Origin of the sequence: Oceanicella sp. SM1341 (genome assembly GCF_003448965.1) — a bacterium.
Classification (GTDB): domain Bacteria; phylum Pseudomonadota; class Alphaproteobacteria; order Rhodobacterales; family Rhodobacteraceae; genus Paroceanicella.
This window is the reverse complement of record NZ_QRGC01000005.1, coordinates 157,610-184,574: the sequence shown is the minus strand read 5'-3', so window position 1 is coordinate 184,574 and position 26,965 is coordinate 157,610. Positions and strand designations below refer to the sequence as shown.

The 26,965-nt window shown below is 70.2% G+C and carries 22 protein-coding genes, 1 tRNA gene and 1 pseudogene; 12 read left to right on the top strand and 12 right to left on the bottom strand.

The window, feature by feature from the left end:
- Window positions 1-225: 225 nt before the first annotated feature.
- The 3 genes from D3P35_RS07400 to purB form a co-directional block, all read right to left on the bottom strand.
- On the bottom strand, window positions 226-1,290 hold the full coding sequence (locus tag D3P35_RS07400; protein ID WP_118134044.1) for an aromatic ring-hydroxylating dioxygenase subunit alpha: 1,065 nt from the start codon (window positions 1,288-1,290) through the stop codon (window positions 226-228).
- A gap of 132 nt (window positions 1,291-1,422) precedes the next feature.
- Window positions 1,423-2,313: a fatty acid desaturase gene (locus D3P35_RS07395; RefSeq protein ID WP_118134042.1), complete on the bottom strand. Its 891-nt coding sequence runs from the start codon at window positions 2,311-2,313 to the stop codon at window positions 1,423-1,425.
- Between the two features lie 165 nt (window positions 2,314-2,478).
- Window positions 2,479-3,777, bottom strand: a complete 1,299-nt coding sequence (gene purB, locus D3P35_RS07390) for an adenylosuccinate lyase (RefSeq protein ID WP_118134040.1) — start codon at window positions 3,775-3,777, stop codon at window positions 2,479-2,481.
- Window positions 3,778-3,825: 48 nt separating this feature from the next.
- Here purB and D3P35_RS07385 point away from each other — a divergent pair, with 48 nt between their 5' ends.
- Window positions 3,826-4,257 (top strand): DUF6314 family protein, encoded by a 432-nt coding sequence (locus D3P35_RS07385; RefSeq protein ID WP_118134038.1) that lies wholly within the window; start codon window positions 3,826-3,828, stop codon window positions 4,255-4,257.
- A gap of 827 nt (window positions 4,258-5,084) precedes the next feature.
- On the opposite strand, the gene D3P35_RS07380 is transcribed toward D3P35_RS07385, so the two are convergent.
- Both D3P35_RS07380 and D3P35_RS07375 read right to left on the bottom strand, forming a co-directional pair.
- Entirely contained in the window at window positions 5,085-6,452 is a 1,368-nt protein-coding gene (locus D3P35_RS07380; RefSeq protein WP_118134037.1) for an aminotransferase, read from the bottom strand.
- Between the two features lie 422 nt (window positions 6,453-6,874).
- Window positions 6,875-7,738: a helix-turn-helix domain-containing protein gene (locus D3P35_RS07375; protein WP_157982059.1), complete on the bottom strand. Its 864-nt coding sequence runs from the start codon at window positions 7,736-7,738 to the stop codon at window positions 6,875-6,877.
- 106 nt (window positions 7,739-7,844) lie between these two features.
- On the opposite strand from D3P35_RS07375, the gene pobA reads away from it, so the two are divergent.
- Window positions 7,845-9,014 carry a 4-hydroxybenzoate 3-monooxygenase gene (gene pobA / locus D3P35_RS07370; RefSeq protein WP_118134033.1) on the top strand — a complete coding sequence of 390 codons (1,170 nt, stop codon included), beginning with the start codon at window positions 7,845-7,847 and terminating at the stop codon, window positions 9,012-9,014.
- A gap of 13 nt (window positions 9,015-9,027) precedes the next feature.
- Here the strand turns inward: pobA and D3P35_RS07365 are convergent, their stop codons facing one another.
- The 6 genes from D3P35_RS07365 to D3P35_RS07340 form a co-directional block, all read right to left on the bottom strand.
- On the bottom strand, window positions 9,028-10,272 hold the full coding sequence (locus D3P35_RS07365; RefSeq protein WP_118134031.1) for a glycoside hydrolase family 108 protein: 1,245 nt from the start codon (window positions 10,270-10,272) through the stop codon (window positions 9,028-9,030).
- A 169-nt stretch (window positions 10,273-10,441) separates the two neighbouring features.
- Window positions 10,442-11,329: a tRNA (adenosine(37)-N6)-dimethylallyltransferase MiaA gene (miaA, locus tag D3P35_RS07360; protein WP_118134029.1), complete on the bottom strand. Its 888-nt coding sequence runs from the start codon at window positions 11,327-11,329 to the stop codon at window positions 10,442-10,444.
- A 35-nt stretch (window positions 11,330-11,364) separates the two neighbouring features.
- A complete protein-coding gene (locus D3P35_RS07355; protein WP_198670504.1) occupies window positions 11,365-14,139 on the bottom strand; it encodes an ATP-binding protein in 2,775 nt (924 codons plus the stop codon).
- Complete coding sequence (locus D3P35_RS07350) at window positions 14,139-14,444, bottom strand: hypothetical protein (RefSeq protein WP_118134025.1); 306 nt, start codon at window positions 14,442-14,444, stop codon at window positions 14,139-14,141. Before D3P35_RS07350 ends, D3P35_RS07355 begins: the two co-directional genes overlap by 1 nt.
- 10 nt (window positions 14,445-14,454) lie before the next feature.
- Window positions 14,455-14,832, bottom strand: a complete 378-nt coding sequence (locus tag D3P35_RS07345; protein WP_118134023.1) for a response regulator transcription factor — start codon at window positions 14,830-14,832, stop codon at window positions 14,455-14,457.
- Window positions 14,833-15,401: 569 nt separating this feature from the next.
- A complete protein-coding gene (locus tag D3P35_RS07340; RefSeq protein WP_118134021.1) occupies window positions 15,402-16,712 on the bottom strand; it encodes a helix-turn-helix transcriptional regulator in 1,311 nt (436 codons plus the stop codon).
- Between the two features lie 210 nt (window positions 16,713-16,922).
- Between D3P35_RS07340 and D3P35_RS07335 the strand changes: the two genes are divergently transcribed.
- The 6 genes from D3P35_RS07335 to acs all read left to right on the top strand — a co-directional run bounded on the left by D3P35_RS07335 (window position 16,923) and on the right by acs (window position 24,070).
- Window positions 16,923-18,266 (top strand): substrate-binding protein, encoded by a 1,344-nt coding sequence (locus D3P35_RS07335; protein ID WP_118134019.1) that lies wholly within the window; start codon window positions 16,923-16,925, stop codon window positions 18,264-18,266.
- A 78-nt stretch (window positions 18,267-18,344) separates the two neighbouring features.
- Window positions 18,345-19,373 (top strand): branched-chain amino acid ABC transporter permease, encoded by a 1,029-nt coding sequence (locus D3P35_RS07330; protein WP_118134017.1) that lies wholly within the window; start codon window positions 18,345-18,347, stop codon window positions 19,371-19,373.
- Window position 19,374: 1 nt separating this feature from the next.
- Window positions 19,375-20,538, top strand: coding sequence for a branched-chain amino acid ABC transporter permease (locus tag D3P35_RS07325; protein WP_118134015.1), 1,164 nt, complete (start codon window positions 19,375-19,377; stop codon window positions 20,536-20,538).
- 10 nt (window positions 20,539-20,548) lie between these two features.
- Window positions 20,549-21,307 (top strand): ABC transporter ATP-binding protein, encoded by a 759-nt coding sequence (locus D3P35_RS07320; RefSeq protein ID WP_118134013.1) that lies wholly within the window; start codon window positions 20,549-20,551, stop codon window positions 21,305-21,307.
- Complete coding sequence (locus D3P35_RS07315) at window positions 21,304-22,071, top strand: ABC transporter ATP-binding protein (protein ID WP_118134011.1); 768 nt, start codon at window positions 21,304-21,306, stop codon at window positions 22,069-22,071. Before D3P35_RS07320 ends, D3P35_RS07315 begins: the two co-directional genes overlap by 4 nt.
- 61 nt (window positions 22,072-22,132) lie before the next feature.
- Window positions 22,133-24,070, top strand: a complete 1,938-nt coding sequence (acs, locus tag D3P35_RS07310; RefSeq protein ID WP_118134009.1) for an acetate--CoA ligase — start codon at window positions 22,133-22,135, stop codon at window positions 24,068-24,070.
- A gap of 363 nt (window positions 24,071-24,433) precedes the next feature.
- Here the strand turns inward: acs and D3P35_RS26975 are convergent.
- Window positions 24,434-24,763: pseudogene (locus tag D3P35_RS26975) on the bottom strand (DUF2799 domain-containing protein); the annotation flags it as partial.
- A 167-nt stretch (window positions 24,764-24,930) separates the two neighbouring features.
- Between D3P35_RS26975 and D3P35_RS07300 the strand changes: the two are divergent.
- The 4 genes from D3P35_RS07300 to D3P35_RS07285 all read left to right on the top strand — a co-directional run bounded on the left by D3P35_RS07300 (window position 24,931) and on the right by D3P35_RS07285 (window position 26,913).
- Window positions 24,931-25,326: a VOC family protein gene (locus D3P35_RS07300; protein WP_118134007.1), complete on the top strand. Its 396-nt coding sequence runs from the start codon at window positions 24,931-24,933 to the stop codon at window positions 25,324-25,326.
- Window positions 25,327-25,405: 79 nt separating this feature from the next.
- Window positions 25,406-25,491: transfer RNA gene (locus D3P35_RS07295), tRNA-Leu, on the top strand.
- A gap of 167 nt (window positions 25,492-25,658) precedes the next feature.
- The gene (locus D3P35_RS07290) at window positions 25,659-25,913 is read left to right on the top strand and encodes a hypothetical protein (RefSeq protein WP_118134005.1); all 255 of its coding nucleotides are present in this window, start codon (window positions 25,659-25,661) and stop codon (window positions 25,911-25,913) included.
- Between the two features lie 142 nt (window positions 25,914-26,055).
- Window positions 26,056-26,913: a M48 family metallopeptidase gene (locus D3P35_RS07285; protein ID WP_118134003.1), complete on the top strand. Its 858-nt coding sequence runs from the start codon at window positions 26,056-26,058 to the stop codon at window positions 26,911-26,913.
- The last annotated feature ends 52 nt before the right edge of the window (window positions 26,914-26,965 follow it).

Below are 26,965 nucleotides of genomic sequence, written 5' to 3'. Positions count from 1 at the left end.
CGATATCATCCTGAACTGCTGCCCGGGCCTTCCGCCGAAACAGGGAAGGGACCGCGGACCCTGCCGTTCCGCCCGCGCCGCGGCCCGGCCTGCGCGCCGGCGAAACCCTGCGAGGATACCCCGAATCGCCCCGTCGGGCCAGATTTCGGCGACAGGGAAAGCCCCGCCGCCGGCGCTGCGCTGCAGCAGCCCGGCGCGGACAGGCCGCGGGCGTGGCGCGCCACGCTACTCGGCGGCGACAACCAGCGGATCGGGCGGCGAGATCGCCTCCTCGCACATCCGGTCGAAGGCGATCACGGCGTATTCCTCGGCCCGCGACAGCGGCGCCTGGCGGAACATTCCGGCGTTCATGTTGCGCTGCACGGCGGTGATGACCTCGAGATCCTCGGTGATGATCTCGGCCGACCAGGCGGCGGAGCGGCGGTTTTCCTCTTCCTTCTCGGGCGAGATGTCCTCGAAGAAATACCAGTTGATGTGGCGGATGCGGCCCGGGCCCAGCGGCTCCACCGTGGCGATGGAGGAGCCCCAGTCGTAGAGGTTCAGCATCAGGAACGGGAAGCGGTAGAGATAGGTGCCCTGCGTGGCGTCGGGGCTGCGGGCGGGGGCGTGCAGGTGGAAGAACCTGTCGCGCTCGTGGACGTCGATCTGGTAGCGGTCGATGTCGAGGGTGGAGCACAGGCCGGGGTGCATGGCCCGGCAGTGGTAGCACTCGAGATAGTTCTCGCCGTAGATCTTCCAGTCGACGTCGACCACGCGCTCCTTCTTCGAGAAGTAGTGCTGCTTCTCGAGCGGGAAGGGAGCGGCGAAATCGGCCACCGGGCCGAGCCATTCGGTGACGCTCGGCCCGCCGCGGGCGATGCGCACGAAGACGAGGCCGCGCCATTCCTCGCAATCGGCCTGCATCAGGCCCCACTCGGTGGGGTCGAACACGGTCTCGGGGCCGAAGTTCACCGCCCGGTGCAGCCGCCCGTCACGCAGGTAGCCCCAGGAGTGGTAGGGACAGGTGACGAGCCCGCCGCAATGCCCGCTCTCGCCGCGCACCAGCTCGGCCGCGCGGTGGCGGCAGACGTTGTGGAAGGCGCGCACCACGCCGTCGTCGCCGCGCATGATGAAGAGATTGTGCCCGGCCAGCGTGCCGGTGACGTAATCTCCCGGCTCGGGCAGCCGCGCGGACCAGGAGAACAGCAACCAGTTCGTCTCGAAGATCATCCGGCGCTCGGTCTCGAACCGGGCGGGGTCGGTGTAGGCCGTGGCAGGCAGCGACCAGGCGGCGTCATTCCCAAGCATCATGATCAGCGCTCCGAAAAACCCGTGTCCCGTCACGCTATTGAAATTGCTTTGCGGTGCAAGGCGAAGTTTTCGGGCGATGAATATTTGATCGGAGGGTCAGGTTTTCACCGACCCCCGCAGTATTCGGCGCCCTCAGCGCAGCGAGGCGAGGTAGCCGGCGGTGAAGCGGGCATAGCCCCGCTCGGTGACGCGCAGGCGGGAGGCGATGATGCGGTTGAACTCCGGCAGCTTGTGGAAGGGCACGGAAGGGTAGGCGTGGTGCTCGGCATGGAAGGGCATGTTCCAGGCCAGCAGGCGCACGGCCCGGGTGGTGTAGGTGGTGCGGGTGTTCTCGAGCATGTTGGCCACATACGCGCAGCGGCCATGCTCGGCGAGCAGGTAGAGGCGCAGGAAGGGCTGGCCCAGCAGCGCCGGCACCGCCCAGGCCCAGAGCAGCAGCGCGGAGCCCGCAAGGGCCGGGAGCAGGGCGGCGAGCGCGTAGCCCGCCAGCATCAGCCGTGCCTCGCGCCGGATGCGGGGCAGGGCGCGGGCGGGCACGTAAGGGTCGTCGCACCGGCCGGCGGCATTGCGCAGGAGCAGGCGGACGGCGCGGGCCCAGGTGGGCAGGCCTGAGACATGCAGCGCCCAGGCGGCGGGGGTGGCGGGTTTCGGCTCGGCCAGCTCGGGGTCGTTTTCCGGGTCCTGCGTGAAGCGGTGATGCGCGAGATGGAAGTAGCGGAACCACTCGGGCGGCAGCAGCAGCAGCCAGCCGCAGGCGCGCGCCACCGTGTCGTTCAGCCAGCGGCTGCGGAAGGGCGTGCGATGGGTGGTCTCATGCAGCAGGCTGAAGAGGAAGACGATGAGCACGCCCTGCGGCAGCATCAGCAGCGGCCAGAGCGGCACCCGCAGCCCGATGAGCGTGCCGAGCCCGGCGATGGCCCCGGCATGCAGCGCCAGCCGGGCGAGGCCGGCGCGGTCTGACGTCTCGGTGAGCCGGGCACGCTCCTGCGGCGTGAGCGATGCGACGAGGGCGCGGTGGTCCATCTCCCCCTCCCGTGGTGGCGGTAGAGGGGCAGCCTCGCACGGGCGGGGGCGGGATGTCGACCGGGGCGCGGGACGAAAAACGCCTGGGCGGGGGCATCGAGCCCCCGCCCGGGCGTGTCACCGCTGCGCGGTTTCCGGTGCCCGGCCCGGGCCCGGGTGCAAGGCTCAGCCGAAGACGCGGGCGAAGATCGTGTCGACGTGCTTGGTGTGGTAGCCGAGGTCGAACTTCTCCTCGATCTCCGCCTCGGAGAGGGCGGCGCGCACGTCCGCATCGCCCTTCAGCTCGGTCATGAAATCGGCGCCCTGCTCCCAGACCTTCATCGCGTTGCGCTGCACGAGGGTGTAGGCGTCCTCGCGGCTCACACCCTTCTGGGTGAGGGCGAGCAGCACGCGCTGCGAGTGCACCAGGCCGCGGAACTTGTTGAGGTTCGCCATCATGTTGTCGGGGTAGACGACCAGGCGGTCGATCACCGAGGTGAGGCGGGCCAGCGCGAAGTCGAGCGTGATGGTGGTGTCGGGGCCGATGTTGCGCTCGACGGAGGAATGGGAGATGTCGCGCTCGTGCCAGAGCGCCACGTTCTCCATCGCCGGCACCACGGCCATGCGCACCAGGCGCGCGAGGCCGGTGAGGTTTTCCGTCAGCACCGGGTTGCGCTTGTGCGGCATCGCCGAGGAGCCCTTCTGGCCCTTGGAGAAGAATTCCTCGGCCTCCAGCACCTCGGTGCGCTGCATGTGGCGCACCTCGATGGCGATGTTCTCGATCGAGGAGGCGACGACACCCATGGCGGCGAAGAAGGCGGCGTGGCGGTCGCGCGGGATGACCTGGGTGGAGATCGGCTCCACGGCGAGGCCTAGGGCCTTGCACACGTGCTCTTCCACCGAGGGGTCGATGTTGGCGAAGGTGCCGACCGCGCCGGAGATGGCGCCGGTGGCGATCTCGGCGCGGGCCGTCTTCATGCGCTCCAGGTTGCGCTTCATCTCGGCGTAGAAGCGCGCGAAGGTGAGGCCCATGGTGACCGGCTCGGCGTGGATGCCGTGCGAGCGGCCGATGCGCACCGTGTCCTTGTGCTCAAAGGCGCGGCGCTTGAGCGCCTCCAGCAGGCCCTCGAGATCGGCGATCAGGATGTCGGCGGCGCGGGTGAGCTGCACGTTGAAGCAGGTGTCGAGCACGTCCGAGGAGGTCATGCCCTGGTGGACGAAGCGCGCTTCCTCGCCGACATGCTCGGCGAGATGGGTGAGGAAGGCGATCACGTCATGCTTGGTGACGGCCTCGATCTCGTCGATGCGGGCGATGTCGAACTCGACGTCCTTCGCCTTCCACACCGCCTCGGCGGCGGCCTTGGGGATCACCCCGATGGCGGCCTGGGCGTCGCAGGCATGCGCCTCGATCTCGAACCAGATGCGGAACTTGGTTTCCGGCGACCAGATGGCGACCATGTCGGGGCGGGAGTAACGCGGGATCATCTGGCTCTCCGGATTGCGATGCGGCTGGCCGCGAGGTAGCAAAGCGCCATGGAAAAGGCAACCGGCGCGGCGGCGCGCTTCCTCGGGCACTGGCGGGTGGACCGGCATGTGCATGACCTCGACAGCGCGCGCACCGGGCGCTTCGAGGGCCGGGCGAGCTTCTCGCCCGTGCCCGGCGGGCTGCTCTACGAGGAGGACGGCACGCTCAGCCTCGCCGGCCTCACCATGCGCGCCACGCGGCGCTACATCTACCGCTTTCCCGGCGGGGACGAGGTGCAGGTCTACTTCGAGGACGGCCGCTTCTTCCACGCCTTCGAGGCGGACGCGCGGCGTGCCGAGGCCCTGCACCTCTGCCCGCCGGACCGCTACGAGGTGGCCTATGTCTTCGGCCCCGACCCCGACCGCTGGCAGTGCGAGTGGCGGGTGGAGGGCCCGCGCAAGGACTACCGCCTCGTCACCCGCTACAGCCGCCCGGACTGAGCGCACCCCCTCTCCGCCATCCCCGCCGCGCGGCACGCGCGGCCGGGCCCAAACCGCAGGAGACGCGCCCGCAGGGCGGGTCGACGGAGGGCGGGAGGGCCCCGTTTCGTCGCATGGCCGGCGGAGCGCGCGCCTCGCGGCGGGGACGCGCGACCGTGCAAGTGCGATTGCGGGGCGCGTGTGGCTGGTCGGTGCTGGTTGGACGGGAGCCGGCGGCTCGATCGAAGCCGGGCGCATTTTCCCCATGCCCGGGAAGCCCGGTGCAAGCCCACTGCCCGAGCGGTGAAGTGCCTCCGGTCGGTCGTCATCCGGTATGGAGCAGCAGTCGGGCGCAAGGCGGTCGGCGTGGAACGCGCGCCTCGCGGGCGGATCGAAGTCCCGGAGTGTGCACGGGTGTGCTCCGGGTTTCGCGGTCACCGGGTGCCAGGGGGGTGACGGGCCGGTGTCCGCCGGACGACTGGGGGCTGGCGAAGGCACCTTGCGTATCCGCATCGAAGCGCGCGACTTCAGGGCGGGGTGGCCACGGGGCATGGCTCGAGACCGGCCCGAGGTTCCGGAGCATGTTGCACCAGACACGGCCCGGGCCGGGAGCAACCGGCGTGCCGTCGGATCGGGCCGCCTCGCGATGTCCGTGGTCAGCGCTCGGGCGGGGAGGGAGAACGCTCCGGCATGCCGTCGCGAGCCGGGTCCTTGTCGGGCGTGCGGGCCCGATCAGGCGTCGGCGCCCTTGCCCGGCGGAGGCGGAGGGCTCCCGTGGCGCGCTGCCCTGTCGGGCACCGCGCCTTTGGGCCGGGCCGGGCGCGCGCGCCCGGCGGTCGCGCGGGAGGTCAGGCGACTTCGGCGAAGACCTCGCGCAGGGACTTTTCGAGCATGTCGAACATGTGGTCGAGCTCGGAGGGCGTGATGATGAACGGCGGGCAGAGCACGATCGCCTGGCCGAGCGGGCGGCAGATCAGCCCGTTGTCGGTGCAGCGGTTGGCGATGCGCTCGGAGACCGACACCTCGGGCCCGAAGGGGGTCTTCGTGTCCTTGTCCTTCACCGCCTCGAGCGCGCCCATCAGGCCGATGCCGCGGGCCTCGCCGATGTTGGGCAGCTCCAGGAGCGCGTCCATCCGGGCGCGGAACTGCGGCGCGAGGGCGCGCACATTGTCGATCAGCCCCTCGTTGAGGATCACGTCGATCGCCTTCAGCGCCACGGCGCAGCCCACCGGGTGGCCGGAGGCGGTGAAGCCGTGCACGAATTCCTCGATCTTCTCGGAGGCCTCCATCAGCTCGGCCGCGAGCTTCTCGCCCAGGATCACCGCGCCCATGGGGAAATAGCCCGCGGTGAGGTTCTTCGAGGAGATGATCGCGTCGGGCATGAAGCCGAAGGTCTCGCAGCCCCAGACCGCGCCGGTGCGCCCGAAGCCGCAGATCACCTCGTCGGAGATGAGCGGGATGTCGTATTTCCTCAGCACCGCCTGGATGGCCGGGAAATAGGCCATCGGCGGCACGATCACCCCGCCCGCGCCCATCACCGGCTCGGCGAAGAAACCGGCGATGGTCTCCGGCCCCTCGGCGAGGATGCGGCTCTCGAGGCTCGCGGCGAGGCGGGCGACGAAGGCCTCCTCGCTCTCGCCCGGCTGGCCCTCGCGCCAGTAGTGCGGGCATTCGACGTGCACGAACCCCTCCAGCGGCAGGCCGAAGAACTGGTTGTAGGGCTTCGCGGTCATCGAGGCGGAGACGGCCGTCACCCCGTGGTAGGCGTTGTAGCGGGTGATGATCTTGCGCTTCTCCGGGCGGCCCATCACCGTGTTGATGAACCACAGCATCTTGACCATCGTGTCGTTGGCCTCGGAGCCGGAGTTGGTGAAGAACACCTTGCCGTGCTCGAAGGGCGAGACCTCGACGAGCTTCTCCGACAGCGCCACGGTCTGGTCCGACAGCCGGCCGAAGAAGGCGTGGTAGCCGGGGAAACGGTCGTACTGGGCCTTGGCGGCCTCGGCGAGCCCCTTGTGGTCGAAGCCCGCCACCATGTTCCACAGGCCCGAGTTCGCGTCGAGATAGGAGCGGCCGTGCACGTCATGCACGTTGATGCCGGTGCCGTGGGTGAGCACGACAGGGCCGCGCGCGTGCAGCGAGGGCAGGTCGGTGAAGCCGTACATCACGTTCTCGTCGGCGCGGGCTTCCCAGGAATTCGGGGCGAACTGAGGCATTGGGATCTCCATTTTTCCGGCCCCCAATCGAGCCGATGGCCGAGGGCGCGTCAATGGTAATCCGGGGGAAACGGGCGGTGCCACGCAGAGCGCATCGCCGGAGGTATCGCGCCGGAGGCCGCGCAAGGCAGGTCGCGCCGGAGGCCGTGCGAGGCGGGTCGCGCCGGAGGCCGTGCGAGGCGGGTCGCGCCGGGGGCCGCGCGAGGCGGGTCGCGCCGGGGGCCGCGCGAGGCAGATCCTGCCCGAGATCGTGTGGGGGCATGAGTTGCCCGTGGCCACGGAGCGTCGCTGCCTTGCGGGCCGGGGCGGAGCAGGCCCGCAAGGCAGGGGCCGCACGCGGGGGCAGACCTGTGGCGCCCCCCGGGGCAGGGGGGCGGAGGTGACAGTGTCGCGCCCGCCCGCCGGCGAGGCGGGCGGTCAGCTCAGGGCGTGGCCTCGCCGAGGTCGGGGGCGCCGGCGCCGGGGGCCTCGCGGAAGGCGGTGGGGGTGCGGCCCACCTTGTTGGTGAAGATGCGGGTGAAATACGCGGGGTCCTGGTAGCCCAGGTCCTGCGCGATCTCGGAGACGCGCATGTCGGTGTAGGCGAGCTGGCGCCGCGCCTCGAGCAGCACCCGCTCCTGGATCAGCGCCGAGGCGGCCTTGCCGGTCACCTCGCGGCAGGTGCGGGTGAGATGCGTGGGGGTGACCGCGAGGGTCTCGGCGTAGCGGTCCACCTGCCAGTGCTGGCGGTAGTTCTCCTCCAGCAGGGCGCCGAAGCGGCGCATGAGCTTGCGGCGCGGGCTGTCGGGCGGGGTTTCGCGCGCCTCCATCGCCCGCATCACCCAGACCGAGAGCAGCATGGCATGCGCCTGCAGCGCCTCGGCCCGGCCCGGGCGCTCGTGCGAATGCTCCTCGGCGATGGCGGCGAAGAGGCCGGTGACCCCCGCGGGGTCGGACACGCCGTTCACCTTGAGCACCTGCGGGGTCTCGGGCACCGGCAGCGGCATGGAGGCGGGCAGGGTGACCACCCAGCCCGAGGTGCCGGGCGTGAAGGCGAAGCCGTGCACGCAGAGCCGCGGGATGAACAGCAGCGTGTGCGGCCCGAAGCCCTGCGGCTCACCGTCGATGCTCACCCGGCCGCCGCCGCGCGAAACCCAGAAGAACTGGTGCAGCCCGTGGTGCCTGTGGGCCACGAAGGACCAGTCGTAGATACGGCTGCGCGCCGCGATGGACTCGCAGTGCAGCACGTCCGGCATGTCGCCGGTGGTTTCCGCCTCGCCGAAAAGCTCGAAGCTGGGGATCGCCATGCGACACACTCTCCCATGTTCGATTTGTGCAAGTAATCGTCCGACCTCTCCTGTCGCAAGAAGCCCGGCGCAGGGGTAGATTGCACGCAAAAGGGAGGATCTTTCAATGCGTACACCCGTTGTCATCATCGGTGGAGGGCCCTCGGGGCTGCTCCTGAGCCAGCTCCTGCACCTTGCAGGCGTTGAAAACGTGGTGCTCGAGCGGCGCACACGCGATTATGTTCTGGGCCGCATCCGGGCCGGTGTCCTGGAATGGGGCACGGTGGAAATGCTGCGTGCCGCCGGCGTGGGCGCGCGGATGGACCGGGAGGGATTCGTGCACGAGGGCACGTTCCTTGCGGCGCGCAACGCGCAGTTCCGTGTTGATTTTGTCCAACGCGCCGGCAAGCCGGTGATGGTCTACGGCCAGACCGAGGTGACCCGCGACCTCTACTTCGCCCGCGCCGCTTCCGGAGGCACGGTGATCCACGAGGCCGAGGGGGTGACCCCGCACGGGCTCGACACTTCCGCCCCCTGGGTGACCTACGTGAAGAACGGCACCGAGGAGCGCATCGACTGCGAGTTCGTCATCGGCTGCGACGGGTTCCACGGCGTGAGCCGCGGCTGCATCCCCGCATCGGTGCTGCGCGAGACCGAGCGGGTGTATCCCTTCGGCTGGCTGGGCATCCTGTCGGAGACGCCGCCGGTGAGCCACGAGCTGATCTATGCCAACCACGCCCGCGGCTTCGCCCTCTGCTCCATGCGCAACGCGCACCTGAGCCGCTACTACCTGCAGGTGCCGGTGGATGCTCATGTCGAGAACTGGTCCGACGACAGGTTCTGGGACGAGCTGCGCCGCCGCATCCCCCACGAGGCGGCGGAGACGCTGGTGACCGGCCCGTCGATCGAGAAATCCATCGCCCCGCTGCGCTCCTACGTGGCCGAGCCCATGCGCTGGGGCCGGCTGTTTCTCTGTGGCGATGCCGCGCACATCGTGCCGCCCACCGGCGCGAAGGGGCTCAACCTCGCCATGTCCGACGTCCACTATCTCTCCGAAGCGTTGATCGCGCATTACCGCGACGGCGAGCCGGGCGGGCTCGACACCTACTCCGAGCGTGCGCTGGCGCGGGTGTGGAAGGCCACGCGCTTCTCCTGGTGGATGACCACCACCCTGCACCGCTTCGACGACCAGGGCGCCTTCGGCCAGCGCATCCAGGAGGCGGAGATCGACTATCTCGCGAGCTCCCCCGCCGCCCAGGCGGCGATGGCGGAGAATTACGTCGGCCTGCCGTTCTGAGGCCGGCCCTGCTTCAGCCCCGCGCCGGCTCCGCGGCCTGGCGCAGGGCGATTTCCCGGGTCTCGGAGGTGCGGCGTTCCCAGCCGCGGCCGAAGGTCTCCCAGCCGGCGAGGCTCTTGTAATAGTCGAGCCGCCGCTCGCTGAAGCGGGTGATGACGAACTCCGCCTCCATCTGCTTCACCGCGCCGAGGGTGATGGGGCCGATCTGGCCATCGGCCTCCACCCCCACGATGGATTGCAGCATGCGCGCGGCCCGGCCCACGCCCGCGTTCACCCCGAAATCGAAGGTCACGAGGTCGACGCCCAGCGGAAGCTGGTCGCAGTTCAGCGCGTTCCAGTAGAGCGCGCGGTAGATCTCGGTCGCCTCCTCCTCGGTGAGGGCGCGGACTTCCTCGCGGGTGCAGCTCTCCACCTTGCGCCAGGCGGCGAGGGTCTTGTGGGTGATACCCATGTTGGTGGCGCCGCCGGGGTCGTGCGGGTGGTCGGCATAGCCGCCCTCGTGCTGGAAGATGGTCTGCATGCAGCGCTGGAAGCGGCGCGCGCTCTTGGCCGGCGCGGCGGCGGCGGGGGCGGGCGGCGGCGGTGCCGCGGTCACCTTGCCGATCAGCGCCGCGGTCTGGCGGCCCTGCTCGGTGACGATGTCGCGCGTGGCCTGGGCGCTCTCGCGCTGGGCGTCGGCCACCAGCCCCTGCGCGCGCAGGGCGTTCATGTCCTTGGTGCGCGAGCCCTGCGAGGAGCCCAGCCAGAAGCTGATCACCGTGGCAAAGCCCGCGGTGAGCGCGCCCACGGTGATGTTCACGATCTGGAAGCGGGCCTGCGATTCCGCCGTGAGGACGATGTCGCCGATCACCAGCTGGCGCAGCACCACGAAGAACCCCACCACCACGATGGTGGAGACCACCACCGGCCCCCAGGCGATGATGCTGCCCTCCTTCACCAGGCTGGTCATGGTGTCGCGCGCGCTCTTCGTGTCGCCCAGCTCGGCGCGGAAGGTCTCGAACTGCAGGCGCATGGTCTCGAGGCGCATCTGCTGCTCGCGGGCGTCCGCCTCCGCCTCGATGCGGGCGAGGGCGAGGCGCAGCTCGGCGGCGAGCTTCGCGTCCTGCAGCTTGCGCTCGATCTCGGCAGGGTCGGTGGTGCCGAGCACGTTGCGCACCACCCCGGTCACCTTGCTCTCCACGTCGGGCAGCACGTTGTCGACGATGCGCTTGGCCAGGGAGGGCAGAACCGAGAGGGCGAGGCCGATGAGGGGTGCCATGATTGCCTCCGTCGCGATGACGTTGAACACGGGGGTGGTGCGCCGCGGCGCCTGTGCAACGATGGAAGCAAACGGGGGGCAGCGATGTGCGCAGTGTCACGAAACGCGAAGGAAACCCGCGGAGCGCGCGCAGTCTACCGCAAAGCCGGGGCGCGGTCCAACGGCGCGCTCAGCCCAGCAGGTCGCGCAGCGGCGGCAGGGCGGCGGGGTCGACCTGCCGCCAGCCCTTCATGCGGTTGCGAAACCAGGTGCGCTGGCGCTTGGCATATTGCCGCGAGCCGAGCTTGGCCTGCGCCACCGCTTCCGCCAGCCCGGTCTCGCCGCGCAGGTGGGCGACAAGCTCGCGCGCTCCGAGCGCCTGTGCCGCCGGGCGCTCCGGCTGCCAGCGGGGCAGGACGGCGCGCACCTCGTCGAGCGCGCCGTCTGCCATCATCATGTCGAAGCGCCGGTCGATGCGGGCGTTGAGCCAGCCGGGCTCGGGCATCATCACCAGCCGCAGCGCGGTGTCGGGGGCGATGACCGGCGGCGGCGTGTCGTCCTGCCAGGCCGAGAGCGGGCGGCCGGTGCTCTCCAGCACCTCCCAGGCGCGCTGCAGGCGCATGGGGTTGCGCGCGTCGATGCGCGCAAGCGTCCCGGGGTCGCGCTCGGCGAGCAGGGCGGCGAGGCCCGCCGCGCCCTGCGCGCGCCGCAGCGCGTCGCCGCGGGCGCGCACTTCTGCGGGGGTTTCGGGGATCTCGGCCAGCCCCTCGGTGAGGGCGAGGAAGTAGAGCCCGGTGCCACCGACGAAGATCGGCGTCTCGACCTCCCGCAGAAGGGCGGTGACGGCGCGCAGCCAGTGCCCGGCCGACCAGGGTGCGTCGAAGCCCAGCATCCCGTAGAGCCGGTGCGGCGCCTGCGCCTCCTCCTCCGCCGAGGGCCGGGCGGTGAGCAGCCGCCAGTCGGCGTAGACCTGCAGCGCATCGGCATTCACGATCACCCCGCCGGTCTCGCGCGCCAGCGCGAGGGCGAGGGCGGATTTCCCGGAGGCCGTGGGGCCGGCGAGGAGGATCGCGGTCATGCTGTGCTCTTCCGAAGGGCTGCCTGCGGCGCTGCTTACCCGAGCCCGGGCGCGCTGTCATCCGCCGCAGCCGCGCGGGGGGGCATTGCCCCTGTGGCGGCGCCGGCCGTGCTTCCGCTGCCCGGGGCGGCGGCCGCGCGCTGTGCTGCCTCGGTGCCCGGCCGGGGGAGGTAGACGCGGAAGATCGCCCCGCGCCGGCTGGCGCGCAGGGTGAGGTCGCCGCCGAAGTTGCGCATGATCTCGCGGCTGATCGGCAGGCCCAGCCCGGCGCCGCGGCTGTCGTAGAGGCCGCGGGCCCGGGCGAACTTCTCGAAGATCTGCTCGCGGTCGCTGTCGGGCACGCCGGGGCCGTCATCGGCCACGTCCACGGTGATGCCGCCGCGCTCGGCGCGGATGGTGAGGGTGAGGGCGGCGTCGGGCCCGGCGTATTTCACCGCGTTGGAGATGAGGTTGATGAACACCTGCGCCAGCCGGTCGCGCTGGGCCATCACCTGCGCGTCGCGCTGGCGGGCCGAGCGGGTGATGCGCAGGCCCGAGCGGGCGGTGAGCGCCTCGGTGGCCGAGAGCGCGCGGTCGAGCACGTCCTCGAGGTCGACCTGCTCCAGCTCCCAGGCCACGCGCCTGCTCTCGAGGAAGCCGAGGTCGAGGATCTCGTCGAGCAGCCGGGTGAGGCGCTGGCTCTCGTCGGAGATGATGCCGAGGAAGCGGCGCGCCTGCTCCGGCGGCAGGTCGCGGTTCTCGCGCAGGATGTCGGAGAAGGAGCGGATCGAGGTCATCGGCGTGCGCAGCTCGTGGCTCACCTGGGCGAGGAAGGCGTCGCGCTGGGCGCCCAGCTCCTGCAGGCGCATGTTGGCAAGGCGCAGCTCGGCGGCGGTCTCCTCCAGCTCGCGGGATTTCTCCTCCAGCCGGTGGGAATATTCCACGATCTGGGCGGTCTCGTCGGCGATGGAGATGAGTGCCCCCATGGAGATCGTCTCGCCGGAGGCGATCTGCCCCACCATCGCATGCGCCGAGGCAGCCCCCACGGCGCCCGCGAGCTCACGCTCCAGCCGCTCGATCAGCGCGTCATCCGGGCGCGGCAGGCCGGAGGAGAGGCCCTGGTCGCGCGCGAGCTCGGTGAAGAGCCGGTGCGCGGGCTCCGTGCCGAGGATGCGCTGGGCGAGGGTGAACAGGTCTTCCGAGGTGGCGTAGCGGCGGATGTAGGCGCCGGGGGCCGCGGTCTGCATGCGGAACACGTCGACGAAGAGCGCCGCCTGCAGCCGCTCCAGCGGGCTCGGCAGGGTGACGAGGCTCACGCCCACCAGCACCGCCACGTTCACGCTCATCGACCAGAACAGGGCGTGGGAGAGCGGGTCGACCCCCTCCAGCCCGAAGAGCGCGTGCGGGCGCAGGGCGGCGATGCCCCAGGGGCCGTTGGCCAGCAGCCCGGGCGCACCCAGCCCGGCCTCGAAGCTCGGCAGCAGCAGGGTATAGACCCAGATCGCGAAGCCGCAGGCGGTGGCGGCAAGCGCGGCGCGGCGCGTGGCTCCGCGCCAGAACACGCCCGCCACGAGGCTCGGCAGGATCTGCGCCACCCCGGCGAAGGCGATCAGCCCGATGGAGGCGAGCGCCGTGGAGCTGCCCGAGAGGCGGAAGTAGAGATAGCCCAGCAGCAGCAGCACGATGATGCTGGCCCGCCGGCTGATCAGCAGCATGGAGCGCACGTCGCCCGAGGTCTTGGTTTCGCGCAGGGTGAGGCGCAGCCAGATCGGCATGATGATGTGGTTCGACACCATGGTGGAGAGGGCGATGGTGGCCACGATCACCATCGAGGTGGCCGAGGAGAACCCGCCGATCAGCGCCACCAGCGCCAGCACGTCCTGGCCCGCCATCAGCGGCAGGGTGAGCACGAACATGTCCGGGTTTGCCCCCGGCGGCAGCAGGCGCAGCCCGGTCACCGCGATGGGGAGCACGAAGAGGCAGATCAGCAGCAGGTAGAGCGGGAAGGCCCAGGCCGCGGTGGCGAGGTGGCGCTCGTCGACGTTCTCCACCACGGTCACCTGGAACATGCGCGGCAGGCAGACCACCGCCGCGCCCGAGAGGAAGGTGATGGTGAGCCAGCGCGCGCCGAACCCCTCGGGCGCCGTGAGGGCGGGCGGCATGTCGGCGAACACCTCGCCCGGGCCGCCCCCCAGCCCGAACACCACGAAGAGCCCCACCGCCACGAGGGCGACGAGCTTGATCACCGCCTCCAGCGCGATGGCGGTCACCACGCCGTGGTGGCGCTCGTTCGCGTCGACGTTGCGGGTGCCGAAGAGGATGGTGAAGAGCGCGAGCCCGGCCGCGATCCAGAACCCCGCGCCATCGGGCGGGATGCCCTCGCGCGCCGGGGCGAACACGGTGAAGCTCAGCGTGAGCGACTGGAGCTGCAGCGCGATGTAGGGGGTGGAGGCGACCACGGCGAGCACGGTCACCAGCACCGCGAGGGTGTTGGACTTGCCGTAGCGCGAGGAGACGAGATCGGCGATCGAGGTGATGCGCTGCAGCCGCCCGATGCGCACCAGCTTGCGCAGGAACCACCACCAGCCAATGAACACGATCACCGGCCCGGTGTAGATGGCGACGAACTCGAGCCCCGAGCGCGCCGCCGAGCCCACGGCGCCGTAGAAGGTCCAGCCGGTGCAGTAGACCGAGATGGACAGCGTGTAGACCAGCGGCGACTGCAGCCAGTCGAGCCGGCCGCGCCGGGCCCGCCTGTCGGCCAGGAAGGCCACGCCGAACAGCAGCACGACATAGGCCGTGCACACGCCGATGATCAGGTTGGAGGAGATCAAGGCGCCTCGCCGCCGCGCGCCAGCCCGCGCGAGAGGCGGAAGGCGCAGAGCACCAGCAGCGCCCAGACACCGAAGACATAGAGCACGATCACCGGCAGGCCGAGCAGGGTCTGCGGCCCGGCGAAGAGCCGGATGGCCGGCGGCATGAACAGGAAGACCGCGACCAGCGGCAGCACCAGGGCGCGGTCCTGCAGCTGGCGTCCGCGGTGCCGGTCGGCGCCGGGGTCGGGCCCGGGGGCGTCGCCCGGTGCCGCGCCCGCGGGGGGCGCCGCATGTCCGGGGGCGGAGGGGGGCGCCTGCATGGCCGCCGCCTCAGGGCTCGGCGCGGGCGGCGAGGCGCCGGGCGCTTTCCACCACGTGGGAATTGAGGAAGGGCTTGGTGATGAACAGGTCGACGCCCAGTTTCTCCGCCGTCTCGCGGTCGCGCGCCTGGCCGCGGGCGGTGAGCATGATGACCGGGGTGCGGGCGGTGTCCTTGCCGGCGCGGATGGCGCGGAGGATCTCGAACCCGTCGCAATGCGGCAGCATCACGTCGAGGATCACGAGGTCGGGTGTTTCGCGCGCGATACGGTCCAGCGCCGCGCCGCCGTCCTGCTCGCTGGTCACGTCAAACCCCTCCCGTCCGAGCAGCCAGGCGAGCGACTCGATGATGTTCGGCTCATCCTCGATGATGAGTACCCGGCGCGTCACGACGCGGCCCCTCCCCTTGCTCGGGCTCTGTCACGGCCCTGTTATCGGCCGATCATCGCCCGGGAGGGGCGCGGCTGGCAAATGCTTTTTGGACCAACGGGCCCGGATGGTCCGCCCTGCCGCCACGTCGCAACCCCGGGTGGCAGGCTCGACGCCGGTGCCGCGCACGGGCCCGGCCGGCGGCCGGCGGGGGCTGAGGCCGCGACAGCATGGCCTGCCGCGCGGTCAGGCACGCGGATTCGGGGGCCGCGGATCGGCGCTGCCCCCCCCGGCAACAGGCCAACCGGTGGCGCCGGCCACGTCCCCTCGCGCGTGCCGCCAGCCCCGCCGCTCCGGCCAGCCCGGTGGGCGCGGCGCGCGCGGCGCAACCGTCGCAAAGGGGGGGCGCGGCAGCCGGGGCGGGGGCCTGCGAATTCGGGCGCCTCGCCCTGCGGCGGCATCGTCGGTTCCGCCCGGCTGGCAGGCCGGCGCGAAGACCCTGGTGCGGGCAGCGCAGCCCCAGCGCCCGCGCATGCGGTAGACGGGGTTGGGAAGTACCGGCTCGGGCGCTTCGACCCGCGGCCCGCCGCTCAGGCCAGCACCGAGGGCTCGGCCCGGGCGGTGCAATCGGCGCGCGGGCACATGCGGCAGCCGGGGCCGGGGCCGACGGGCTCGGGCGCCTCGCCCTGCGGCGGCGGGGCCATGCCGGCGCGCCGGGCCAGCACGAGCGGCACCAGCAGCATCGAGCCCTGCCACACCGGCCGCGCGCCGAAGCCCGGCGGGGCCAGCGGCGTGGCGAGGGCGAGGCCGAGGTATTCCGCCCCGTCGGGCAGGGCGCAGGTGGCGGCGCGCGGCTCGCCCGGGCGGCCGAGCGCGTCGAACAGCGGCCAGAGCGGGCAGCCCCGCCCGTGCCGGGGCAGGGGCAGGCCGGGCAGGGGGCGGCGCATCAGCACGTGGCCGGCCGCACTCACCTGCAGGCAGGCCATGGGCGGGGCCTCCAGCCCGTCGCGGCGCAGGGTGGCGAGGCGGCGGAACACCCGCTCCGGCGGCACGGCGAAGAGCGTGGCGAGGCGCAGCGGGTCGAAGCGCGCCTCCTCGGCCCGGGCGGCGAACTCGGCCAGCGGCAGCAGCATCGCGTCACGCGCATAGCGCTCGAGATGCGCCTGGGCGAGCCGCCGGGCCGGGGCGGCGCCGAGGCTCTCGTGCTCCATGAGCGGCGCGAGGGGCGCGCCCGGCTCGGCGTCGAGGGCGGGGAACTGGTGGTCATGCGCGTCGAGGAACTGGTCGAGCGCCTCCTCTGGCGTCGCGGCCGGGGCGCTGGCGGTGGCGGCGGCGTCGAAATAGGTGGCGAGCGCCTGCGCCACCTCGGCGAGCCGCGTGCTCTCCTGGCCCAGGATGTCGAGGAAGCGGCCGCGCTGGGCGGGCGCCATCTCGCCGGGGTCGGCGAGGATGTCGGTGGTCGAGCGGATCGCGGTCACGTTGGTGAGGATCTCGTGCACCGACTGGCCGAGGAACGGGTCATGCGCCAGCCGGTCCGACAGGGCGGTGACGGCGCGGCGCAGGCGCTGGTTCTCGTCGAGCATGCCGGCGAGCAGGCGCGCCCAGTCCGGGAAGCGGCCGAGCAGCTCCTCGGGCCGGGCCGAGGCCAGGCCCTTCGCGGTCGCCGCCTCCTGCAGGGCGGCGAGCAGGCTCTGCTCCGGGGCGCCGGTGAGCTCGGCCGGCGCGAGGTCGAGCGCGCGGGCGAGGGCGAGCAGAACGCGCCCCGCCACGGCGCGGCGATTCTTCTCGATGAGGTTGAGATAGGAGGCCGAAATGCCCGCCCGGGCGGCGAGATCGACCTGGGTGAGGCCGAGGGCGAGGCGGCGCTCGCGGATGCGCAGGCCGGCGAGGGATCGCGCCATCGTGATTTCACCCTCCGGTTCAACGATTTACCGCGTTGCAATGTAAATTCTTGACTGATTTGCAACGCAACATCGTCAAATTATTACAATATAATGCAATCAAAGCAATAACTTGTTTGAGGATTTACAGATTGGTCGGAGAATGACTCGCCAGAATAGGCAACGCGTCCGGGGAGCCCGGGCGGAGTATAGTCAAATGGGAGGATCCGCATGTCGGGTAACAGATTCACGCGTCGTGGGCTGCTGAAGACCGGTGCCACTCTGGGCGTGGGGCTCGCCGCCCCCTCGTTCTTCGTTCGCGGCGCGCATGCCTATGTCAACGAACCCACGGGCAGCACGGTCACGCTCGGCTTCAACGTGCCCCAGACCGGCCCCTATGCCGACGAGGGCGCCGACCAGCTGCGCGCCTACCAGCTCGCGGTCAAGCACCTCAACGGCGAGGGCGACGGCGGCATGCTCAACACCTTCTCCTCGAAGGCGCTGCAGGGCAACGGCATCCTGGGCAAGAAGGTGGCCTATGTCACCGGCGACACCCAGACCAAGTCCGATGCCGCCCGCGCCTCGGCCAAGGCGATGATCGAGAAGGACCGGGCGGTGATGATCACCGGCGGCTCCTCCTCCGGCGTCGCGGTGGCGGTGCAGGGCCTGTGCCAGGAGGCGGGGGTCATCTTCATGGCCGGCCTCACCCACTCGAACGACACCACCGGCAAGGACCGCAAGAAGAACGGCTTCCGCCACTTCTTCAACGCCTACATGTCCGGCGCGGCGCTGGCGCCCGTGCTGAAGGACGCCTACGGCTCGGACCGGCGCGCCTACCACCTCACCGCAGACTACACCTGGGGCTGGACCCAGGAGGAGAGCATCGCCGCCTCCACCGAGGCGATCGGCTGGGAGACGGTGCAGAAGGTGCGCACGCCGCTCGGCGCCGGCGACTTCTCGCAGTACATCACCCCGGTGCTCAACTCCGGCGCCGACGTGCTGATCCTCAACCACTACGGCAAGGACATGGTGAACTCGCTCACCCAGGCGGTGCAGTTCGGCCTGCGCGACAAGCAGGTGAACGGCAAGACCTTCGAGATCGTGGTGCCGCTCTACTCCGAGCTGATGGCGCAGGGCGCGGGCGAGAACGTGAAGGGCATCTACGGCTCCGCCAACTGGGACTGGAAACTGCCCGACGAGGCCACCCAGGCCTTCACCAAGTCCTTCGGCCAGGAATACGGCTCGCCCCCCAGCCAGGCGGCGCAGACCGGCTACGTGCAGGCGATCCTCTACGCCGATGCGGTGGAGCGGGCCGGCACCTTCAACCCCTGCGAGGTGATCGCGGCGCTGGAGGATTACGAGTTCGACGGCCTCGGCAACGGCCCGACCCTCTACCGCGGCGCCGACCACCAGTGCTTCAAGAAGGTGCTCGTGGTGAAGGGGGCCGACAACCCCACCAACCAGTACGACCTGCTCGAGGTCGTCTCCGAGGTGCCAGTGGAGGACGTGACCTACGCCTCCGACCACCCGATGTTCGCCGGCGGCGAACTGGGCTCGTGCAACCCCGGCGCCTGACACAGCGCTGACATCCGCCGGCCGGGACACCCCCCGGCCGGCCCGAGATCAACCGGCATCACGGGGGAGACACCGGCGATGGACGCCATCCTGTTGCAGATCCTCAACGGCCTCGACAAGGGCTCGGCCTATGCGCTGATCGCCCTCGGCCTCACTCTCATCTTCGGCACGCTGGGCGTGGTGAACTTCGCCCATGGCGCGCTGTTCATGATCGGCGCCTTCTGCGCCGTCACCATGCAGAAGCTGCTCTCGCTGGAAAAGGTGGCGCTGAGCGAGACCGAGAAAACCCCCTGGGGCACCCCGGCCGAGATCCGCACCCCCTACATCACCGACTGGTTCGGCGATTTCGGCACCGTGCTGCTGGAATACTCCGTGCTGGTGTCCATCCTGCTCGCCGTGCCGCTGATGATGATCGTCGGCGTGGTGATGGAGCGCGGGCTCATCAAGCATTTCTACAAGCGCCCGCATGCCGAGCAGATCCTCGTGACCTTCGGCCTCGCCATCGTGCTGCAGGAGATCATCAAGAGCTGGTTCGGGGCGAACCCGATCCCCCAGCCCGCGCCCGACGCGCTGCGCGGGATGATGGATTTCGGCGCCTGGATGGGCTTCCAGGCCGGCACGATCGTCTACCCGCTGTGGCGCTTCGTCTATTTCCTCTTCGCCGCCGGCATCATCGGCGCGGTGTTTTGCTTCCTGCAGTTCACCACCTTCGGCATGGTGGTGCGCGCCGGCATGGCCGACCGCGAGACCGTGGGCCTGCTGGGCATCGACATCGACAAGCGCTTCACCTTCATGTTCGGGCTCGCGGCCGTGGTTGCCGGGCTCGCGGGCGTGATGTTCACCCCCATCGTCTCGCCCGATTACCACATGGGCATGGACTTCCTGGTGCTGTCCTTCGTGGTCGTCGTGGTGGGCGGCATGGGCTCGCTGCCCGGCGCCGTCGCGGCCGGCTTCCTGCTCGGCATCCTGCAGAGTTTCGCCTCGATGAACGAGGTGAAGCAGATTTTCCCCGGCATCGACCAGATCATCATCTATCTCGTCGCCATTGCCGTCATCCTGCTGCGTCCCCGTGGCCTCATGGGCCGCAAGGGTGTGATGGAGACCTGACATGCTCGAGAAACTGCGCAACAACGACACCGCGATCATGCTGGCCTTCACCGCCATGGTGCTGCTCGGCCCGATCATCCTCGCGCCCTTCGGGGCGGGCTACCCGGACCTGCTGCAGCGCTTCGCGATCTTCGGCATCTTCGCGGTGGGCTTCAACATCCTCTTCGGCCTCACCGGCTACCTCTCCTTCGGCCATGCCGCCTTCCTCGGCATCGGCTCCTACATGGCGGTGTGGAGCTTCAAGCTGCTCTCCATGTCGGTGATCCCGGCGATCATCCTCGCGGTGCTGCTCTCCGGCCTCTTCGCGCTGGTGATCGGCTACGTGAGCCTGCGGCGCTCGGGCATCTACTTCTCCATCCTCACGCTCGCCTTCGCGCAGATGTGCTACAACCTCGCCTATTCGGTGCTCACCCCGATCACCAACGGCGAGACCGGGCTGAAGGTGCTCTCCTCCGATCCGCGCATCCTCGACGGCGCCTCCGAGGGCCTGCCGCTGCCCTCGGTGCTGGGGCTGAGGATGATCGACACCTGGCGGGGCTCCTTCCTCGGCATGGACGTGCAGTTCAACGTGGGCTTCTACTTCTGCGCCGTGATCCTGATCATCGCCTTCTACATCTCGCTGCGCATCTTCCGCTCGCCCTTCGGGCTGATGCTGCGCGCCATCCGCACCAACCAGGCGCGGCTGAACTACACCGGCATCAACACCCGGCCCTACGCGCTCACCGCCTTCGTGATCTCGGGCATGTATGCCGGGCTCGCCGGCGGGCTGATGGCCTGCACCGACCCGCTGGCCGGCGCCGAGCGCATGCAGTGGACCGCAAGCGGCGAGGTGGTGCTGATGACCATCCTCGGCGGCGTGGGCACGCTGATCGGCCCGGTGCTGGGCGCGGGCTTCATCAAGTACTTCGAGAACATCTTCTCCAAGATCAACGACAACGTGCTCTCCGGCTTCCTCGACTTCCTGCCCGAGACCCTGCGCGAGGGCGTGGTCTGGGTGATGGGCGCCTTCGTGGGCGAGGGCTGGCACCTCACCCTCGGCCTGCTGTTCATGATCATCGTCATCTTCCTGCCCGGCGGGCTGGTGGAAGGGTTCAACCGCATCATCGCCTGGTTCTCCCGCCCCAAGGGCGGCGACAAGGCGACGGCCCGCGTGCCGGCCGAGTGAGGAGGACATCATGGGAATTCTCGAGGTCCAGAACGTCAACAAGCGCTTCGGCGGCCTGCAGGCGCTCAACAACGTGAACCTGAGCGTGCGCGAAGGCTCCGTGCACGCCATCATCGGGCCCAACGGCGCCGGCAAGTCGACCCTGCTCAACTGCTTCGTGGGCCGGCTGATGCCCGACACCGGCTCGGTGATGTTCAACGGCCAGTCCCTGCTGGGGCTGAAGCCGCACCAGATCAACCAGGCCGGCGTGAGCCGCGTCTTCCAGACACCCGAGATCTTCGCCGACCTCTCGCTGTGGGAAAACGTGATGATCGCGAGCTTCGCCCGGCGTGACGGGGCCTACCGCCTCAACGCCTTCGGCCGGGTGAAGGCCGACGGCGAGATCCGCGACCATGCCGAGCGCAACCTCTCGGACGTGGGCCTCGCCTCCAAGCGCAACATGATCGCCTCCGCCCTCTCGCGCGGCGACAAGCGGCGGCTCGAACTCGCCATGTGCCTCGCGCAGGACCCGAAGCTGCTGCTGCTCGACGAGCCCACCGCCGGCATGAGCCGCGCGGACACCAACAACACCATCGACCTGCTGAAGCGCATCGGCGAGAGCCGGGGCATCACCAAGGTGGTGATCGAGCATGACATGCACGTGGTCTTCTCGCTCGCCGACCGCATCACCGTGATGGCCCAGGGCACGCCGATCGTCGAGGACGCGCCCGAGAACATCAAGGGCAACCCCAAGGTCCAGGAAGCCTATCTCGGAGGAGCGCACGCATGACCCCGCTCGATCACACCCCCGGCGGCGCCGCGCGCAACGCCAACCACGCCGCCACCGCCCCGGCCTTCTTCTCGGCCTGGGACCTGCACGCCTATTACGGCGAGAGCTACATCGTGCAGGGCGTGAACTTCAACATCCACGAGGGCGAGGTGGTGGCGCTGCTGGGCCGCAACGGCGCCGGCAAGACCTCCACCCTGCGCACCATCGCCCGGGTCGACACGCCCGCCCTGCGCCACGGCGAGATCTGGCTCGACCACCAGCCGCTGCACACCATGCGCGCCCACCAGGCGGCGAACCTCGGCGTGGGTCTCGTGCCGGAGGACCGGCGCATCATCCCCGGCCTCACGGTGGAGGAAAACCTGCAGCTCGCCCAGATCACCGGGCCGAAGGGCTGGTCGCTCGACCGCATCTACGAGAGCTTCCCCCGCCTCGCCGAGCGCCGCCGCCAGGAGGCGATCACCATGTCGGGCGGCGAGCAGCAGATGCTCGCCGTGGCCCGGGCGCTGGCGCGCGACCTCAAGCTGCTGCTGCTCGACGAGCCCTACGAGGGCCTCGCCCCGGTCATCGTGCAGGAGATCGAGCGCATCGTCGCCTCCATCAAGGAGCTCGGCATCACCACCATCCTGGTGGAGCAGAACGCCGTGGCCGCCTTGCAACTGGCCGACCGGGCGATAATTCTCGACATGGGAACAGTGGTGTTCGACGGTACCGCCAAGGAGGTGCTCGACAACGCCGACCTGCGGCACGAGTATCTCGCCATCTGATCCGGGGGACCGCCCGAGTCCCTCCGGCAAAAGGACAGAAAGTTCAGGAGAGGAGCCCGCGATGAACGACATGCGCACCCCATCCGCCGATACGGTTTCGCATGCACTGGTCGACGACGCGACCTATCGCACCATGTACCAGGCCTCGGTGAGCGACCCGGACGCCTTCTGGGGCGAGCACGGCCGGCGCATCGACTGGATCAAGCCCTACACGAAGGTGAAGAACACCTCGTTCGACTATCACAACGTCTCGATCAGGTGGTTCGAGGACGGCACGCTGAACGTGGCGGCGAACTGCATCGACCGCCACCTTCCCGCCCGCGCCCACCAGACCGCGATCATCTGGGAGAGCGACGACCCCGGCGTCTCCCAGCACATCACCTACCAGGAGCTCTACGAGCAGGTCTGCCGCTTTGCCAACGTGCTGCACGGCATGGGGGTGCGGAAGGGCGACCGCGTGGTGCTCTACCTGCCGATGATCCCGCAGGCGGCCTATGCCATGCTCGCCTGCGCGCGCATCGGGGCGGTGCATTCCATCGTCTTCGCCGGCTTCTCGCCCGATGCGCTGGCAAGCCGCGTGGTGGATTGCGGCGCGAAGCTGGTCATCACCGCCGACGAGGCGCCGCGCGGCGGCCGCCAGACCGCGCTCAAGGCCAATGCCGACAAGGCGCTGGCCAAGCTGCCGGACGTGAAGATGCTGGTGGTGCGCCGCACCGGCGGCGACATCGCCTGGAACCCGGACCGCGACACCTGGCTGCACGAGGAGATGGAGCGCGTCTCCGACCACTGCCCGGCGGTGGAAGTGGCGGCGGAGGACCCGCTGTTCATCCTCTACACCTCCGGCTCCACCGGCAAGCCCAAGGGGGTGCTGCACACCTCCGGCGGCTACCTCGTCTATGCCTCGATGACGCATCAGTACGTGTTCGACTACCATGACGGCGACATCTACTGGTGCACCGCCGACGTGGGCTGGGTGACCGGGCACAGCTACATCGTTTACGGCCCGCTGGCCAACGGCGCCACCACGCTGATGTTCGAGGGCGTGCCCACCTGGCCCGACGCCTCGCGCTGCTGGCAGGTGTGCGAGAAGCACAAGGTCAACATCTTCTACACCGCCCCCACCGCCATCCGCGCGCTGATGGGGCAGGGCGACCAGTTCGTGGAGGGGGTCGACCTCTCCTCGCTGCGTGTGCTCGGCTCGGTCGGCGAGCCGATCAACCCCGAGGCCTGGGACTGGTACGACCGCGTGGTGGGCAAGGGCCGCTGCCCCATCGTCGACACCTGGTGGCAGACCGAGACCGGCGGCATCCTGATCGCGCCGCTGCCCGGCGCCACGCCCACCAAGCCCGGCTCGGCCACGCGGCCGTTCTTCGGCGTGCAGCCCGCCGTGCTCGACCCGCATTCCGGCGAGGAGATCACCGAGACCGTGGCCGAGGGCGTGCTCGCCATCTCCGACAGCTGGCCGGGCCAGATGCGCACGGTCTACGGCGACCACGACCGTTTCGTCTCGACCTATTTCGAGCAGTACAAGGGCAGCTACTTCACCGGCGACGGCTGCCGCCGCGACGCGGACGGCTACTACTGGATCACCGGCCGCGTGGACGACGTGATCAACGTCTCGGGCCACCGCATGGGCACGGCGGAGGTGGAAAGCGCCCTCGTCGCCCATCCCAAGGTGTCCGAGAGCGCCGTGGTGGGCTACCCGCACCGCATCAAGGGCCAGGGCATCTATGCCTATGTCACGCTGATGCACGGCGAGGAGCCCACGGAGGAGCTGCGCAAGGAACTCGTCCAATGGGTGCGCTCGGAGATCGGGCCCATCGCCTCGCCCGACCTCATCCAGTGGGCGCCGGGCCTGCCCAAGACCCGCTCCGGCAAGATCATGCGCCGCATCCTGCGCAAGATCGCCGAGAACGATTACGGCGCGCTGGGCGACACCTCGACCCTGGCCGACCCCGGCGTGGTCGACGACCTGATCGAGAACCGCATGAACCGCTGAGCCGCACGGCCCGGCCCCGAACAGCGAAACGGCGCCCCCCGGGGCGCCGTTCTGCATTACTGGGAATGGGTGTCGAGCGGCGGCATCGGCCCGCGCTGCGGCGGGGTCGGCTTCGGGCCGGGACCGGGGCCGGGGCCGGGCCCGGGGCCGGGACCGCCGCCGCCCCCCCCCTCCGCCACCGCCCGGCTTGGGCGGATGGTAATGCGGCGGGCGGTAGTAGCCGGGGCCGTAGCCCGGCCAGGGCCGGTAGTAGTAGGGCGCCCAGACCCCGACATAGGGCGACACGCCCCATGGCCCGGCGGAGAAGCCGTAGTTGCCGTAATAGGCCGGGCGGGTGCGGTAGTAGTCGTAGCGGCCGTCCTCGTAGGCCTGCAGGAAGGGCCCGCGGCTGCCGGCCGGGCAATCCACCGGGATCGCCTGTCCGCCGCGCCCGAGGTCATAGGCCCGCGCGGGGGTGCACCAGGTCAGCAGGCCCTCGTTGTAGCCGAGGTCCCAGAGCACGGCCTGCGGGGGGCCGTGGCTCTCGCATTGCTCCGCCCGACGCTCCAGCGCATCGCGCGAGCGGCCGGCGGCGCCGTCCTCGTAGCCGAGGGTGCGCCAGTTCTGCGGCGCGCAGGACTGGGCGTCCAGCGGCTCCGGGGGCAGGGCAGAGCAGCCCGAGACCAGGGTCAGGGCCGCGACGAGGAGGATCATGACATGTCGCATGCCCGGCAATATAGACCAGCCGCGGCCCGCCGAACAGCGAGCCTGCATCACGCGAACGTGCCCTGCATCACACATCGCCGGCGCCCTTGCCAAGCCGGCGCCACCGGGGCACAGAGGGCCGGATACCCGTTGACCGGCAGAGAGGAGCCTTCCCGATGGCCAGGATGATCCACAGCATGATCCGCGTGCTCGACGAGGCGCGCTCGGTCGCCTTCTACCGCGCCGCCTTCGGGCTGGAGGTGGCGGACCGGCTGGAGTTCGACGGCTTCACCCTGATCTACCTCTCCAACCCCGAGACCGGCTTCGAGCTGGAGCTCACCGTGAACAAGGGCCGCACCGAGCCCTACGCGCTCGGCGACGGCTACGGCCATCTCGCGGTGAGCGTGGAGGATGTGGCCGCCGAGCACGCGCGCTTCGAGGCCGAGGGCCTCGCCCCGCGCAAGCTGGTGGAGATGAGCCACGAGGGCGCGGTGGTGGCGAAGTTCTTCTTCGTGGCCGACCCCGACGGCTACCTCATCGAGGTGCTCCAGCGCGGCGGCCGCTATCTCTGACGCACGCGCTTTCCGCGCCGGGGGCTTTCACGTAATGTCCGCCGGCGCGCGGTGATTCCCTGCCCGGGCATCGCGCCGCGCGGGTGTGGCGGAATGGTAGACGCGACGGATTCAAAATCCGTTTCTGGAGACAGAGTGTCGGTTCGAGTCCGACCACCCGTACCAGCGCGCGCGGCAGCGCGCCGGGGCGCAGAGGGGAAAGCCGCATGGACCAGAGCGCTTTCGAGCCCGGCCAGATCTGGCTCACCTCCGCCGCTGACGGTCTGCCCCCGCTCATGTGCATCATTGGCCGTGTCGAGCCCGGGGCGCGGTAGACCATCGTCTCCGTCAGCGTGCTGGCGCATCCGCAGGCGCGCGAGGCCGGCTGGCCGAACGTGATGCACATGGCCTTCTGCGCCACGGCGCTTGCCGACAGCGGCATGCGCCTGTTCGACGATGCGGCCGGCAGCCCGGTGAGCGGCTTCGAGGCGGGTTACGCCTCCTGGCGCGAGAAGCACCTCGCCGGCGAGGCCGGGGTCTTCACCCTCCCGCTCGGCGCGGCCTATGCCGCTGTCACCAGCGTGGCGAACGGGCCGTCGCGAGGCTGACACTCCCCGCACCGCCGCCTCCGGTGCGTGCATATCCTCACATCAGGCGAGAAATTCCGCGCGCCGCGGCCGCGGGCGTGTGATCATGCATGCAAAGCCACGGGAGCGAGGGGCCCGCGTCGACCATTTCAGGAGAAACGCCATGCCCATAAGCAAAGCCGACCTGAAGGCCCTGCGTCATCCGTCCGAGAACGGGCGGTTCCTGCTCACGCTCTTCGTGCTGATCCCCGTCGCGGTGCTCACCGCGGCGCTGGTCATCGGCACCATGGGGGTGGTGCTGCTGATCGTGCCCGTCACGCTGTTCTTCCTGTGGTTCAGCCTGCGCCTCTACACCGCCTGGCACATCAACAATTCCGTGCAGGTGACCGAGCGCGCCTTCCCCGAGGCGCATGCCGCCATCCGCGAGGCGCAGGAGCTCTTCGGCTATCACGGCCGGGTGGAGGCCTTCGTGATCCAGGAGGGCAGCTACAACGCCTCGCTGCTGCCGCTGCTCTCGCACAAGGTCCTCATCCTCAACGCCGAGCTGATGAAGCCGGGCAATTCCGACCGCGAGCTGCGCTTCATCGTCGGCCGCTTCGTGGGCTCGCTCGCTTCGCGGCATTACCGCTTTGCCTGGTTCGAGGCGTTTCTCAACGGAGTGGAGAAGCTCGTGGTGCTCAACCTGCTGCTCACCCCCTACGAGCGGGCGGTGAAGCTCTCGGGCGACCAGATGGGCCTCTACATGATCGACGGCGACCTGCGCAGCGGTGTCACGGCGATGATGAAGATGATCCTCGGCTCCGACGTGGTGGACCGCGCCGACGTCGGCTCCTTCCTCGCCCAGGAGGCGAAGGGCGGCGGCTTCTTCGGCTGGCTGGTGCGCGCGATGTCGGATTTCCCGCATCACACCACCCGGGTGGCAAACCTGATCCGCTTCGCCGAGGCCCGCTACCCACAGGAAGCCGAACGCTTCCGCGCCGCCGCCCCCGCGCCCCGCGCCGGAGCCATGGCGGCCGAATAGGGCCGGGGCCTGCGGCACGGCCCGGTCAGCTCCCCCGAAACGCAAACGGCCC

What these genes read in the sequence shown, in the direction of transcription:
- D3P35_RS07330 (WP_118134017.1), top strand. Translation starts at nt 18,345, where the DNA reads ATGGACGCCATCCTGTTGCAGATCCTCAACGGCCTCGACAAGGGCTCG.
- acs (WP_118134009.1), top strand. Translation starts at nt 22,133, where the DNA reads ATGAACGACATGCGCACCCCATCCGCCGATACGGTTTCGCATGCACTG.
- miaA (WP_118134029.1), bottom strand. Translation starts at nt 11,329, where the DNA reads ATGACCGCGATCCTCCTCGCCGGCCCCACGGCCTCCGGGAAATCCGCC.
- D3P35_RS07340 (WP_118134021.1), bottom strand. Translation starts at nt 16,712, where the DNA reads ATGGCGCGATCCCTCGCCGGCCTGCGCATCCGCGAGCGCCGCCTCGCC.
- pobA (WP_118134033.1), top strand. Translation starts at nt 7,845, where the DNA reads ATGCGTACACCCGTTGTCATCATCGGTGGAGGGCCCTCGGGGCTGCTC.
- D3P35_RS07350 (WP_118134025.1), bottom strand. Translation starts at nt 14,444, where the DNA reads ATGCAGGCGCCCCCCTCCGCCCCCGGACATGCGGCGCCCCCCGCGGGC.
- D3P35_RS07320 (WP_118134013.1), top strand. Translation starts at nt 20,549, where the DNA reads ATGGGAATTCTCGAGGTCCAGAACGTCAACAAGCGCTTCGGCGGCCTG.
- D3P35_RS07325 (WP_118134015.1), top strand. Translation starts at nt 19,375, where the DNA reads ATGCTCGAGAAACTGCGCAACAACGACACCGCGATCATGCTGGCCTTC.
- D3P35_RS07400 (WP_118134044.1), bottom strand. Translation starts at nt 1,290, where the DNA reads ATGATGCTTGGGAATGACGCCGCCTGGTCGCTGCCTGCCACGGCCTAC.
- D3P35_RS07385 (WP_118134038.1), top strand. Translation starts at nt 3,826, where the DNA reads ATGGAAAAGGCAACCGGCGCGGCGGCGCGCTTCCTCGGGCACTGGCGG.
- D3P35_RS07375 (WP_157982059.1), bottom strand. Translation starts at nt 7,738, where the DNA reads ATGGCGATCCCCAGCTTCGAGCTTTTCGGCGAGGCGGAAACCACCGGC.
- D3P35_RS07285 (WP_118134003.1), top strand. Translation starts at nt 26,056, where the DNA reads ATGCCCATAAGCAAAGCCGACCTGAAGGCCCTGCGTCATCCGTCCGAG.
- D3P35_RS07395 (WP_118134042.1), bottom strand. Translation starts at nt 2,313, where the DNA reads ATGGACCACCGCGCCCTCGTCGCATCGCTCACGCCGCAGGAGCGTGCC.
- D3P35_RS07335 (WP_118134019.1), top strand. Translation starts at nt 16,923, where the DNA reads ATGTCGGGTAACAGATTCACGCGTCGTGGGCTGCTGAAGACCGGTGCC.
- D3P35_RS07380 (WP_118134037.1), bottom strand. Translation starts at nt 6,452, where the DNA reads ATGCCTCAGTTCGCCCCGAATTCCTGGGAAGCCCGCGCCGACGAGAAC.
- D3P35_RS07365 (WP_118134031.1), bottom strand. Translation starts at nt 10,272, where the DNA reads ATGGCACCCCTCATCGGCCTCGCCCTCTCGGTTCTGCCCTCCCTGGCC.
- D3P35_RS07300 (WP_118134007.1), top strand. Translation starts at nt 24,931, where the DNA reads ATGGCCAGGATGATCCACAGCATGATCCGCGTGCTCGACGAGGCGCGC.
- D3P35_RS07315 (WP_118134011.1), top strand. Translation starts at nt 21,304, where the DNA reads ATGACCCCGCTCGATCACACCCCCGGCGGCGCCGCGCGCAACGCCAAC.
- purB (WP_118134040.1), bottom strand. Translation starts at nt 3,777, where the DNA reads ATGATCCCGCGTTACTCCCGCCCCGACATGGTCGCCATCTGGTCGCCG.